This window comes from Achromobacter sp. CSND-B12, assembly GCF_052906545.1.
In genome coordinates, this window is sequence record NZ_JBREGJ010000001.1 from 3944937 (window position 1) to 3957763 (window position 12827).

General features: G+C 66.4%; 12 protein-coding genes. 7 read left to right on the forward strand and 5 right to left on the reverse strand.

Annotated elements, in window-relative coordinates; all coding sequences use genetic code 11:
• Window position 1: 1 nt before the first annotated feature.
• On the reverse strand, window positions 2-424 hold the full coding sequence (ybgC, locus tag ACUTAG_RS18575) for a tol-pal system-associated acyl-CoA thioesterase (RefSeq protein WP_006388743.1): 423 nt from the start codon (window positions 422-424) through the stop codon (window positions 2-4).
• 57 nt (window positions 425-481) lie between these two features.
• Window positions 482-2212 carry a proline--tRNA ligase gene (locus tag ACUTAG_RS18580; RefSeq protein ID WP_006388744.1) on the reverse strand — a complete coding sequence of 577 codons (1731 nt, stop codon included), beginning with the start codon at window positions 2210-2212 and terminating at the stop codon, window positions 482-484.
• A 65-nt stretch (window positions 2213-2277) separates the two neighbouring features.
• On the opposite strand from ACUTAG_RS18580, the gene ACUTAG_RS18585 reads away from it, so the two are divergent.
• From ACUTAG_RS18585 to ACUTAG_RS18610, 6 genes are all read left to right on the forward strand, one after another.
• Entirely contained in the window at window positions 2278-2850 is a 573-nt protein-coding gene (locus ACUTAG_RS18585; protein WP_006217428.1) for an RNA pyrophosphohydrolase, read from the forward strand.
• Window positions 2831-3517 carry a response regulator gene (locus tag ACUTAG_RS18590; RefSeq protein WP_020925157.1) on the forward strand — a complete coding sequence of 229 codons (687 nt, stop codon included), beginning with the start codon at window positions 2831-2833 and terminating at the stop codon, window positions 3515-3517. The genes ACUTAG_RS18585 and ACUTAG_RS18590 overlap by 20 nt, the downstream gene beginning before the upstream one ends.
• Before the next feature lie 7 nt (window positions 3518-3524).
• A complete protein-coding gene (locus ACUTAG_RS18595; protein WP_026382455.1) occupies window positions 3525-5057 on the forward strand; it encodes a sensor histidine kinase in 1533 nt (510 codons plus the stop codon).
• A 212-nt stretch (window positions 5058-5269) separates the two neighbouring features.
• On the forward strand, window positions 5270-5749 hold the full coding sequence (locus ACUTAG_RS18600; protein WP_006388747.1) for a tripartite tricarboxylate transporter TctB family protein: 480 nt from the start codon (window positions 5270-5272) through the stop codon (window positions 5747-5749).
• 6 nt (window positions 5750-5755) lie between these two features.
• The gene (locus ACUTAG_RS18605) at window positions 5756-7279 is read left to right on the forward strand and encodes a tripartite tricarboxylate transporter permease (protein ID WP_024067742.1); all 1524 of its coding nucleotides are present in this window, start codon (window positions 5756-5758) and stop codon (window positions 7277-7279) included.
• Window positions 7280-7390: 111 nt separating this feature from the next.
• Window positions 7391-8320, forward strand: coding sequence for a 2-hydroxyacid dehydrogenase (locus ACUTAG_RS18610; RefSeq protein WP_148317521.1), 930 nt, complete (start codon window positions 7391-7393; stop codon window positions 8318-8320).
• Here the strand turns inward: ACUTAG_RS18610 and ACUTAG_RS18615 are convergent.
• Complete coding sequence (locus ACUTAG_RS18615) at window positions 8314-9255, reverse strand: LysR family transcriptional regulator (protein WP_006388750.1); 942 nt, start codon at window positions 9253-9255, stop codon at window positions 8314-8316. The two genes, ACUTAG_RS18610 and ACUTAG_RS18615, sit on opposite strands and share 7 nt — an antisense overlap.
• Before the next feature lie 124 nt (window positions 9256-9379).
• Here ACUTAG_RS18615 and ACUTAG_RS18620 point away from each other — a divergent pair, with 124 nt between their 5' ends.
• Window positions 9380-10012: an FMN-dependent NADH-azoreductase gene (locus ACUTAG_RS18620; protein ID WP_006388751.1), complete on the forward strand. Its 633-nt coding sequence runs from the start codon at window positions 9380-9382 to the stop codon at window positions 10010-10012.
• Window positions 10013-10064: 52 nt separating this feature from the next.
• Here ACUTAG_RS18620 and ACUTAG_RS18625 read toward each other — a convergent pair whose 3' ends face one another.
• Window positions 10065-10970 carry an NAD(P)-dependent oxidoreductase gene (locus ACUTAG_RS18625; RefSeq protein ID WP_006388752.1) on the reverse strand — a complete coding sequence of 302 codons (906 nt, stop codon included), beginning with the start codon at window positions 10968-10970 and terminating at the stop codon, window positions 10065-10067.
• A 52-nt stretch (window positions 10971-11022) separates the two neighbouring features.
• On the reverse strand, window positions 11023-12627 hold the full coding sequence (locus tag ACUTAG_RS18630) for a gamma-glutamyltransferase family protein (RefSeq protein WP_026382454.1): 1605 nt from the start codon (window positions 12625-12627) through the stop codon (window positions 11023-11025).
• Window positions 12628-12827 lie beyond the last annotated feature (200 nt).

Below are 12827 nucleotides of genomic sequence, written 5' to 3' on the forward strand. Positions count from 1 at the left end.
GTTATTCCTGAATTGATTCCAGTTTGGCGCGGACGTCGGCCGGTAGTTCCACCGGCCGCATGTTGACGGCATCGACGCAGCAGACTTGGATATTGCCTTCGGCAAGCAGTTCCCCGTCCCGTTCTGCGCGCTGCGCGAAGTGTATCGAAGCGCGGCCCAGTCGTGTGACCCGGCTGCGTATCGTAAGCAAATCGTCCAGCTTGGCCGGTTTGCGATAAGACATGTCCAGGGCGCGGACAACGAACAGGCGCTGCTCGCCGACGGCCAGGTCGGATTGATTGACTCCCAGGTCGCGCAGCCATTCGGTGCGGGCGCGCTCCAGGAATTTCAAATAGTTGGCGTAGAAAACCACCCCGCCCGCGTCCGTGTCTTCGTAGTAGACACGGACCTGCAGGAGGGATTCGGTGGACTTCGGATCGGTCACGATGGGAGATTCGATGATGCGGGTCGGGACGCGAAAAGTCCGTAGTTACTTTAAGGTTTACAGCGTGTCGAGTTTCGTCAGCACGGTTTCAAGCGCGGACTCTACCGGAATCTTGGCCGCTTCGGTTTCCCGACGGGCCTGCAATTCCACCACACCGTCGTTCAATCCGCGTTCTCCAACTGTTACACGGAGCGGCGCGCCGATCAATTCCCATTCGGCAAACATGACGCCGGGGCGGGCGTCGCGGTCGTCCAGGATGACGTCCACGCCGCGCGCCAGCAGCGATTCGTACAGCTTCAGGGAGGTGTTACGCACGGTTTCGCTTTTGCCCCAGCCCACCGGGCAGATGACGACTTCGAACGGCGCGATGGCGCGCGGCCAGATGATGCCGCGGTCGTCGTGGTTCTGCTCGATGGCGGCGCCGACGATACGGGTGATGCCGATGCCGTAGCAGCCCATTTCCAGCACGGCCGGCTTGCCGGTTTCGTCCAGGAAGGTGGCCTTGAGGGCTTCGGAGTACTTTTTACCCAGGTAGAAAACGTGTCCGACCTCGATGCCGCGCTGGATCGACAGCGTGCCCTTGCCGTCCGGCGAAGGGTCGCCGGCGACCACGTTGCGCAAGTCGGCCACCTGTTCGGGTTCGGGCAGGTCACGGCCCCAGTTCACTCCCTGGATGTGGAAGTCTTCGCGGTTGGCGCCGCAGACGAAATCGGCCATGTTGGCCACGGTGCGGTCGGCGATGACGTGCACCGGGCGCGCGGTGCGCACCGGGCCCAGGTAGCCGGGCTTGCAGCCGAAATGCTCGACGATTTCGCTTTCGGTGGCGAAACGGAAGCCGGCCAGGCCGGGCAGCTTGCTGGCCTTGATCTCGTTCAGTTCGTGGTCGCCGCGCAGCAGCAGCAGCCAGATCTCGACCTTGCCCTTGTCGCCATCGGTGGCCAGGACGATGGACTTCACCGTGCGCTCCAGCGGCAGGTCCAGCAGGCGGGCCACGTCTTCGCACTTGGCGGCGCCCGGGGTGGCCACGTCGGCCATGGGCTGGGTGGGCGCGCCGCGCTCGGCGTACAGGCCGGGCGCCTCGGCCAGCTCGATGTTGGCGGCGTAGTCGGAATCGGCGTTGTAGACCAGCAGGTCTTCGCCGGTGTCGGCGATCACCTGGAATTCATGGCTGCGAGTGCCGCCGATGGAGCCGGTGTCGGCCGCGACGGCGCGGAACTCCAGGCCCAGGCGGCCAAAGATGCGCATGTACGCGGCGTACATGTTGTCGTAGCTCTTCTGGGCGCCGGCTTCGTCGCGGTCGAAGGAGTAGGCGTCCTTCATGGTGAATTCACGGCCGCGCATCAGGCCGAAGCGGGGGCGGCGCTCGTCCCGGAACTTGGTCTGGATGTGATAGAAATTCAGCGGCAGCTGGCGATAGCTGTGGATCTCGTTGCGGGCGATGTCGGTGATCACCTCTTCCGAGGTCGGCTGCAGCACGAAATCGCGCTGGTGCCGGTCCTTGATGCGCAGCAGCTCGGCGCCGTACTGCTCCCAGCGGCCCGATTCCATCCAGAGTTCGGCCGGCTGGACTACCGGCATCAGCAGTTCGATCGCGCCCGAGGCGTTCATTTCCTCGCGGACGATGGCCTCGACCTTGCGGATGATCTTCAGGCCCAGCGGCATGTAGGTGTAGATCCCGCCCGCGAGCTTGCGGATCATGCCGGCCCGGGTCATCAGCTGGTGGCTGGCGACTTCGGCTTCGGAAGGGGCTTCTTTCAGGGTGTTGATATGGTAGTTGGATGCGCGCATGTTTAAAGGTGGCAGCAGATACGTATAATCGACTGTAATTGTATTGAATTCGGTGGGGGTGGCCCATGCTTGACCGCGAAGGCTACCGCCCCAATGTCGGCATCATTCTCGTCAATAGCAGAAACGAGGTCTTTTGGGGCAAGCGTATCAGGGAACATGCCTGGCAGTTCCCGCAGGGCGGCATCAAGTACGGCGAAAGCCCGGTGCAGGCCATGTATCGCGAGCTCCATGAAGAGGTGGGCCTGAAGCCCGAGCATGTCCGTATTTTGGGGCGTACACGCGATTGGTTACGTTATAACGTGCCCGATCACTTCGTCCGGCGTGAGTGGCGTGGCCACTATAAAGGACAAAAGCAGATTTGGTTCTTGTTGCGCCTGGTGGGACGTGACAGCGACGTATGCCTGCGCGCGACGCAGCATCCGGAATTCGACGCCTGGCGCTGGAGCCAGTACTGGGTGCCGCTGGATGCCGTGATCGAGTTCAAGCGGGACGTCTATACCCAGGCGTTGAACGAGTTGTCGGCAATCCTCTTTCGGCGTCATCACGAAACCCGCTACCTGCGTCAGCGCGTGCATGGGCAGCGGGCGGCGGAGAACTTGCCCGAAGGAACGGACGGTCATGCGCATATTGTTGGTTGAAGATGAACGGGACATGGCGTCCTGGCTGATGCGCGCGCTCGCGCAAAGCGGCTTCGTGCCGGACCACGCGGCCGACGCCCGCACGGCCGAGGCCTTCATGGCGGGCACCGAGTACGACGCCATCGTCATGGACCTGCGCCTGCCCGACAAGCACGGCCTGGTGGTGCTGCGTGAGATGCGCAACCGCGATGACCGCACCCCGGTGCTGCTGCTGACCGCCCAGGGCGCCCTGCAGGACCGGGTCCGCGGCCTGAACCTGGGCGCTGACGATTTCCTGACCAAGCCGTTCGCCCTGGAAGAACTGGAAGCCCGCCTGACCGCGCTGGTGCGCCGCAGCCGCGGCCGCCAGCATCCGCGCCTGCAGTGCGGATCGCTGTCGTACGACAGTGAAAGCCGCGCCTTCACGCTCGACGGCTCCCTGCTGTTCCTGACCCCGCGCGAGCATGCCGCCCTGGCGGCGCTGCTGACGCGCAGCGGCTACCCGGTGGACAAGTCGCAACTGTTCGGCAAGGTCTTCACCCACGACAGCGAGGCCAATCCGGACGCCATCGAGGTGGTGCTGCACCGCCTGCGCAAGAAGCTGGCCGGCAGCGACGTGCGCATCGTCACGGTGCGCGGGCTCGGCTACATGCTGGAAAGCGTCGCCAGCGAAGCCGCCGACTCCTGACGCCCTCGTGAGCCTCCGGATCCCTGGGTTGCCGCGGGTCGGCATCCGCGCGCTGCTGATCATCCTGTTGCTGCCCGGCGTGGTGGCGCTGCTGGTCATCGACAGCCTGAACGACTACCGCACCCTGTCCGAGATCACCAACGAGGCCTACGACAGCGCGCTGGTCGAGCCTGCCCGGGTCCTCGAAAGCAGCCTGGAATTCACGCCCGACGGCTCGCTCCAGGTGGCGACGCCACTGTACGCCCAGGTCATGCTGGAATCGCGCGCCGGGCTGCGCAAGTATTTCCGCATCGAACAGATTGATCCGCCCTTGCCGGACGGCGCGCCGGTGCCCCTGGAACAGGGCAAGACGCTGCTGGGCATGCCCGAACTGCCGCGCCCGCCAAGCTGGCCGCGCTCCAACGGGCCGCCGGTGTTCTACGACGGGGTCTACCGCAACGACCCGGTGCGGGTGGTATCGCTGGTGCGCGACCTGTATTACCAGGGCGTGCATCGCCAGGTGTTGGTGCTGGTGGCCGAAAGCACGGGCAAGCGCATCGAGGCCGAGAACAGCGCCCGGCGCCAGGAAATCCTGCGCGACGCGCGCATGCTGGCGCTCGTGGTGCTGCTGGTCTGGTGGGGGGTGTCCTGGGCCTTGAAGCCGCTGCGCCGCCTGCGCGCCGACATCCGCAACCGCAGGCCCGACGACCTGACCCCGCTCGATGCCTCTCGCGTGCCCAGCGAAGTTGCGCCGCTGGTCGACGCCGTCAATCACCACATCGCCCGTTACCGCCGCGTGCTGGAAGAGCAGTCGCATTTCCTGGCCGACGCCTCGCACCAGTTGCGCACGCCGTTGGCCATCATGCTGACGCAGGCGCAATACGCCTTGCGCGAACGCGATCCGGCGCGGGCCCAGGAAGGCTTGCGCGCCATCGTCGACCAACTGGGCCGCACCCGCCGCCTGACCGAGCAATTGCTGTCGCTGGCGCACGCCAACCAGGCGGACCAGTTGCCGCGCCAACTGCTCGACATGAACGCCGTCTCGCGCGAGGTGGTGTTGCAGTACCTGCCGCTGGCGCATGAAAAACAACAGGATCTGGGCTGGGTGCAGGCCGTCAACGCGCAGGGCCAGGAAATCGGCGCGCCCGTGTCCGGCAGCGAAGCCGAATTGCATGAGGCCTTGTCCAACCTGGTCCACAACGCCATCCATTACGCGCCCGTCGGGGCGCGCATCACGGTATCGGTCAGCCGGGTCGAAAACCGCGCCGAGGTGGCCGTGTCCGACAACGGCCCCGGCCTGCAGCCGCTCCTGCGGGCCCGCGCCTTCGCCCGCTTCGAGCGTGTCGGGACCGACAAACCGGTGGCATCCTCCGGCTCGGGCCTGGGACTGGCCATCGCCCGGGCCTATGCCCGCCGCAACGATGGCGACATCGAATTGCGCGACGGCGAGCCCAACGCGCAGGGCGGGGTCGGCCTGGCCTCCGTGCTGTGGCTGCCGCTGGCGACGACCGTTTCGCAGTATCCGCGTCCCGCCGACGTCGAGTTCACCGGCGAACAATAATTCCGCCAAGCTTTCATTCCATCGCCCCGAGCCGCGTGGCGCGACGCATCTTTCTCCATCAGGGATAACCCCCGGATTCAGGATCGCGACAGCGCATAGAAAGCGGATTAGCAGCTTCCTTCCGTAATCTGCCAGCCGGCTTGTTGTAAAGAGCCGGATGGCGCACGCTCTTGGCGCCATCCCGAGGGCCCGCACGGCCCTGCTCCAGGAGGATGGAAGTGCAAAAAACAATTAATAGAAAGGACTACTACGGCGGCGCGCTGATGGTCCTTGTCGGGTTGGGGGCGATCTACGGTGGTACGGACTATCACATCGGAACGCTCAGTCACATGGGGCCGGGGTTCTTCCCCGCGGCACTGGGCGGCCTGCTGGCGCTGACGGGGATCCTGATCGCGATCTCGGCGCGCTCCGGCGAATCCACGCCGCCCGCGCCGGGCGATGGCCACGCGCACGGCCTGCCGGACCTGCGCGGCAGCGTCTGCATCCTGCTCGGGACGCTGGCGTTCCTGCTGTTGGGCCACTACGGCGGCCTGCTGCCCGCCACGTTCGCCATCGTGTTCATCTCCGCCCTGGGCGACCGCAAGAACACGGTCAAGCAGGCATTCGTGCTGTCGATCGGCATGTCCGTGATCGCGGTGGTGGTTTTCTGGTGGGCGCTGCAACTGCAGCTGCCGCTGTTTCGCTGGGGTTGATACGCCATGATTTCTCAAGCTTTGACCGATCTCTGGTACGGCTTCGGCGTCGCGTTCCAGCTCCATAACCTGATGTGGTCGTTCTTCGGCGTGCTGGTGGGCAACCTCATCGGCGTGCTGCCCGGCATGGGCGCGCTGTCGGCCATCTCGATCCTGCTGCCGCTGACCTACGTGATGCAGCCGGTGCCCGCCATCCTGATGCTGGCCGGCATCTTCTACGGCTCGCAGTACGGCGGCGCCATCGGCGCGATCCTGCTCAACCTGCCTTCGCATCCGCCGCACGCAGTGACGTGTCTTGACGGGTATCCACTGACCAAACAGGGCAAGGGAGGGACGGCGCTCGGCATCACGATGATCTGCTCGTTCTTCGCGGCCTCGGTCGGCATCATCGTCATGATCTTCGCCTCGCCGCTGCTGGTCGAGGTGGCCTTCAAGTTCGGCCCGACCGAGATCTTCTCGATCATGCTGCTGGGCCTGCTGGCCGGCGCCACGATGTCGCGCGGCTCGCCGCTCAAGGGCGTGGCCATGACGCTGTTCGGCCTGATGTGCGGCGTGGTCGGCACCGACGTGAACACCGGCACCATCCGCTTCTCGTTCGGCCTGCTGGACCTGTCCGATGGCCTGGAACTGGTGGCGATCTCGATGGGCCTGTTCGGCGTTGCCGACTTCCTGATGAGCGTCAACCGCATGACCATCATCGGCAGCGGCGCCAAGCTGCGCCTGCGCGACATGCGCCCCAGCAAGCAGGAAATGAAGACGGCCTTCTGGCCGATGGTGCGCGGCACCGCGGTGGGCACGCTGTTTGGCGCCATGCCCGGCACCGGTCCCACCATCACCACCTTCGTGGCCTACGCGCTGGAACGCAAGATCTCCAAGACGCCCGAGCAGTTCGGCACCGGCATGATCGCGGGCGTGGCCTCGCCCGAAGCCTCGTCGCACTCCAAGACGCAGGTCGACTTCATCCCCACGATGAGCCTGGGCATCCCCGGCGACGCGGTGATGGCGCTGATCCTGGGCGCGCTGCTGATCCAGGGCATCCAGCCCGGCCCGCAGCTGATCACCGAGCATCCGGACATCTTCTGGGGCCTGATCGCCAGCTTCTGGGTCGGCAACGTGCTGCTGATGGTGCTCAACGTGCCGCTGATCGGCGTCTGGGTCAAGCTGCTGCAGGTGCCATACCGCTACCTGTTCCCGTCGGCGCTGTTCTTCATCGCGGTGGGCGTGTTCAGTACCCAGAACAGCCTCTTCCAGATCTGGGAAGTGCTGGCCTTCGGTGTGATCGGCGCCATCCTCATGACGCTGGAATTCTCGGTCGCGCCCATCCTGCTCGGCTTTGTGCTGGGCCCCATGGTCGAAGAAAACTTCCGCCGCGCCTTGCTATTGTCGCGCGGTGACCTGGCGGTGTTCGTGCAACGCCCGATCAGCGCCTGGTTCATTGCCGCCAGCGCCTTGCTGATCCTGCTGCAGTTGTGGGCCTTCGCGCGCCGCAGCCGCGGCAAGAACAAGCCGCAGGTGCCGCAAGCGGCCTGACACCCGGCATTGTCCGCAGCGCAAACGGCCCGGCCTTCACGCCGGGCCGTTTGATTTGTGCGCCGTCTTCCCCCATGCTTGCGATTTCCCGAGCCCGTCCGGATCTACGCCATGCATATCCTCTTCGCCTGCCCCCTGCACGACCCCGACGTCTGGGTCCCGCGCCTGCAAGCCGCCATGCCCGGCTGTCGCATTTCCGTCTGGAATCCCGACGGCCCGCCATCCGGCGCCGAGGTCGCCCTGGTATGGAAGCCGCCGGTCGAGCTGTTCCAGCACGAGACCGGCATCGAGACGCTGTTCAACCTGGGAGCGGGCGTGGACGCCTTGCTCAAGATGAAGGAGATTCCGCCGCACGTGCGCATCGTGCGGCTGGAGGACGCCGGCATGTCGGTGCAGATGGCCGAGTACGCGCTTTACGCGCTGCTGCGCGTGTCGCGCGATTTCCAGGCCTTCGACGAATCGCAGGCGCGCCAGCACTGGGATACCCGCGAAGGCACGCGCCAGGCCGATTGGCCGGTGGGCGTTCTGGGCCTGGGCCAGGTCGGCGCGCGCGTGGCGCAGACGCTGGCCGAGTTCGGTTATCCGGTGGCGGGCTGGTCGCGCACGCCGCGCGAGATTCCCGGCGTGGAGTCCTTCTCCGGGCAGGACGCCTTGCCGGCCTTCCTGGCGCGCACCCGCTTCCTGGTGAACGTGCTGCCGCTCACGCCCGACACCCGTGGCATCCTCAACCGCGGCACGCTCGGCCAACTGCTGCCCGGGGCGCACCTGGTCAACGTCGGCCGTGGTGAACACCTGGTCGAGGAAGACCTGGTGCAGATGCTGGAAGAGGGCGAAATCGCCGGCGCCACGCTCGACGTGTTCCACACCGAACCGTTGCCCAAGGATCATCCGTTCTGGCGCGATCCGCGCGTGCATGTCACGCCGCACATCGCCGCCCGCACGCTGCGCGACGAAAGCATCGAGCAGATCGCCGGCAAGGTCGCCCGGCTGATGCGCGGCGAACCCCTCACCGGCGTGGTCGAGCGCGAGCGCGGCTACTGAGCGGCGGGCGCCGTGGCGCCTTGCTTCTCCAGCCGCTGATAGGTGGGGGGCAGGCGCTGCGACAGGAAATCCAGCAGCGTGCGCACCGCCGGCATCATGCCGCGCCGCGACGGATAGATGCAGTGGACGATGCCTTCCGGCGATTGCCACTGCGGCAGCACCGGCACCAGTTGGCCGCGGCGCAGTTCTTCCTGGGTCGCGATCGAGGGCAGCAACGCGATGCCGCGGCCGCGCACGGCGGCTTCCACCAGCACGATGAAGTCGTTGCACGAGAGCTGCGGCTTGAGTTCGATGTGCACCTCTTCGCCCTTGTCGTTGCGCAGCGGCCAGCGCACCTCGTTCTGCGGATCGCTGAAGCTCAGGGTGGTGTGCGAGGCCAGGTCCTGGGGCGTGTCGGGCGCGCCGTGGCGCTGCAGGTAGCCCGGGCTGGCCACCAGCGTGCCGCGCGCCGTGCCCAGGTGCCGCACCACCAGTTCCGCGTCGGTATCGAGCTTGGTGCGCACCCGCAGTGCCAGGTCCACCCCTTCGCGGATCAGGTCCACGCGGCGATTGGTCACCAGCAACTGCACCGAAATGGCCGGCCAGGCGTCCAGGAATTCCGGCAATAGCGGCGCCAGCACGTCCTGCGCGATAGAGACCGGGCAGCTGACCACCACCGGGCCGGTGGGTTCTGACTGCAACTGGCGCATGGCGTCGTCGGCCGCGCGCGCCGAGGCGGCCATTTCACGGCAGTAATGCAGATAGCGTTCGCCGGCGGCCGTCAGGCGCAGGCGGCGGGTGGTGCGTTGCAGGAGCCGCACGCCCAGGCTTTCTTCCAGGTGCGAGATGCGGCGCGACAGGCGTGATTTGGGAATGTCCAGGGCTCGCGCCGCCGCGCTGAAACCGCCTTGTTCGACGACTTGGGAAAAATAGTAGAGGTCGTTTAGATCTTGCATGATTGTTCTATACCTGGAACGAATAGTTCATCATACCCGGGTTTATGTGATCAATTAAGCGGTCTACAGTGACGCCATGCATTCAGGACCCGCGCCCTTCGCGGTCCGCACTGGAGATCACGTCATGAAGACCCTCGTCATCCTTTCCTCGATTCTCGGCAACCGCTCGCACAGCAAGGAGCTGGCCGATCACATGGTGGCCCGCATCAAGCAGGCCAATCCCGCTGCCGTCATCACCACCCGCGACATCGGCGCCGAGCCCTTGCCGTACTTCGACGGCGCGACCGCCGGCGCCCTGTTCACGCCCGCCGATGCGCGTACGCTGGAGCAGCAACGCATCGTCGAACGCAGCGACGCGCTGGTTGCGGAACTGCTGCAGGCCGATCGCATCGTGTTCGCGGTGCCGGTCTACAACTTCAACCTGCCCGCCCAATTCAAGAGCTACCTGGACCACGTGGCCCGTGCCGGCGTCACGTTCCGTTATACGCCGGAAGGCGTGGCCGAGGGCCTGGTGAAGGGTAAGCAGGTGTTCGTGCTGACCGCGCGCGGCGGCAAGGCGGAAGGCACGCCCGCCGATACCATGACGCCGTACCTGCGGCAGATGCTGGGCTTCCTGGGCATGGATGAAGTCACGTTCATCGCCGCCGAAGGCATGGCGATGGGCGAAGTCGCGGCGCTCGAAGGCGTGGCACTGGCGCGCCAGCGCATCGACGCGCTCGACCTGGCGCCGTCGCAAGTCTCGCGGCAGGCCGCCTGACGCAACGAAAAAGCGGACCCGGCTGGTCCGCTTTTTTCATGTCGGCGGGCGTTCAATCCCGCAGGCGCTTGATCAGGCTGGAAGTATCCCAGCGGCCGCCGCCCATTTTCTGCACGTCGCCGTAGAACTGGTCCACCAGCGCCGTCAGCGGCAGACGCGCGCCATTGTGGCGGGCCTCGGCCAGCACCAGGCCGAGATCTTTGCGCATCCAGTCCACCGCGAAGCCGAAGTCGAACTTGTCGTCGACCATGGTGCCGCCGCGGTTTTCCATCTGCCAGCTCTGCGCCGCGCCCTTGCTGATCACGTCCAGCACCAGCTTCATGTCCAGGTCGGCGGCCTGGCCGAACGCCACGGCCTCGGACAGGCCCTGCACGATGCCGGCGATACAGATCTGGTTGACCATCTTGGCCAGTTGGCCGGCTCCGGGCGGACCCACGCGCGTCACGGCGCGGCCAAAGGCCTGAGCCACCGGCTTGATGGCGTCGAACACGGCCTGTTCTCCGCCGCACATGATGGTGAGAACGCCGTTGACCGCGCCGGCCTGGCCGCCTGACACGGGGGCGTCGATGAAGTTCAGGCCAAGATCCTTGGCTTGCGCGTAAAGTTCGCGCGCCACGTCCGCCGAGGCGGTGGTGTGGTCGACGAACACCGCGCCCGGGGCCATGCCGGCGAAGGCGCCGTCGGGTCCCAGGGTGACGCTGCGCAGGTCATCGTCGTTGCCGACGCAGGCGAACACGATCTGCGCGCCCGCGACCGCCTCGCGCGGCGTCATGGCGCTGCGGCCGCCGAATTCAGCGGCCCAGGCCTGGGCCTTGGAAGACGTGCGGTTGTAGACGGTGACGTCGTGCCCGGCGCGGGCCAGGTGGCCGGCCATGGGCAGGCCCATCACGCCCAGGCCGAGGAATGCGACTTTCTGGGCCACGACCGCGTCGTAGCTCTTGGTACCGATCGATGCCATGCAGGGGACTCCGCTGTGGAAAGGAAAACCTGAGGCAGTAACCTTAACGCAATCAATAGCCGGCGGCGAGTCCATCGCGACGGCTGTCGCTGGCGCTGACGTAGCCGTCGACGGCGGGATCGCCCAGGCGCCAGATGAACTGGCCGGAGCCGAAATCCATGTACGGGTCGTCGATGCCTTCAAGCACGTGGCCGCGCGCGCGCAGGCCCTGCGTCACGGCGGCGGGCATCGAGGTCTCCACGTCGACCGCCAGCCCCTGGTTCCACTTCCAGCGCGGGGCGTCGCAGGCCGCCTGGGGCTGCTGGCCGTAGTCGAGCATGCGCACCAGCGTCTGCACCTGGCCCTGCGGTTGCATGTTGCCGCCCATCACGCCAAAGCTCATCACCGGCGCGCCGTCGCGCATCAGGAAACCGGGAATGATGGTGTGGAACGGGCGCTTGCCGCCGGCCACCGCATTGGGATGATCGGCCTGGTTGCTGAAGCAGTGGCCGCGGTTTTGCAGGCTGACGCCGGTGCCCGGCACCACCACGCCCGAACCGAAGCCCATGTAGTTCGACTGGATGAAGCTGACCATCATGCCGCTGCGGTCGGCCGCGGTCAGGTAGACCGTGCCGCCCTGCGGGGCGTGGCCGCAGGCGAATGCCTGGGCGACGTTGGGATCGATCAGCCGGGCGCGTTCGGCCAGGTAGTCGGCGCGCAGCATCTGCTCGGGCGCCAGGCGCATGTGGCGGGCGTCGGCGACGTGGGCATAGACGTCGGCAAAGGCCAGCTTCATGGCCTCGAGCAGCAGGTGCTGCGTGTCGGGATGGTCGATGGGCCGTGCGGCCAGGTCGAAGTTCTGCAGGATGCCCAGCGCGATCAGGGCGGCGATGCCCTGGCCGTTCGGCGGAATCTGGTGCAGGGTGTGGCCGCGGTACGACTGGCTGATCGGCGTCACCCATTCCGGCGCGAAATCGCGCAGGTCGGCCAGCGTCATGGCGGCCTCATGGGCCTGTGCGTGGGCCACCAGCTTGTGGGCGGTTTCGCCCTCGTAGAAATCACGGCCGCCGCTTGCGGCGATGCGCTTGAGCGTTGCCGCGGCGCCTTTCAGGATGAAGTGCTCGCCGATCAGCGGAGCCCGTCCACGCGGCAGGAAGTGTTCCGAAAAGCCAGGCTGCGGTTGCAGCACGTCGGCCTGCGCCGCCCATTTCCGATGCACCATCGGACTGACGGCGAAGCCGCGCTCGGCGTAATCGATGGCGGGCGCGAGGACGTCGGCGAACGACAGCCGGCCCAGTTTTTCATGCAGCGCCGCCCAGCCCGCGACGCAGCCCGGCACCGTGACGCTGTCCCAGCCTCGGGTCGGTATCGCGCCCTGATGCCTGCGGCGGAAATAATCCGGGTTCCAGGCCATGGGCGCGGGACCCGATGCGTTCAGGCCGTGCAGTTTCGAGCCGTCCCAGACGATGGCGAAGCAATCCGATCCCAGGCCGTTGCTGACCGGCTCGGTCAGCGTCAGCGTCGCCGCCGCGGCGATGGCCGCGTCCACCGCGTTGCCGCCGCTGGCCAATACGCGTAGCCCCGCCTGCGCCGCCAATGGCTGCGAGGTGGCGACGATATTGCGGGCGAAGACCGGCGTGCGCGTCGTGGGGTAGGGGTTGTTCCAGTCGAAATTCATGTCGAATCATCGCGTGGGGTAAACCCGTAGCTTAACGTAGATGCCGGTGTTTGCGAGCACACCTTGTATTGGGTTGTAGTGGTTTGTTTCGTATGCCGGCTCGCGCCGGCGCCGGCCCGCCAAGCCGCGCGCGCAAAGAAAAACCCCCGGCAAGCCGGGGGTCGGTAGGGGACGCGATGCCGCCGCGCGCGGCGGCATTG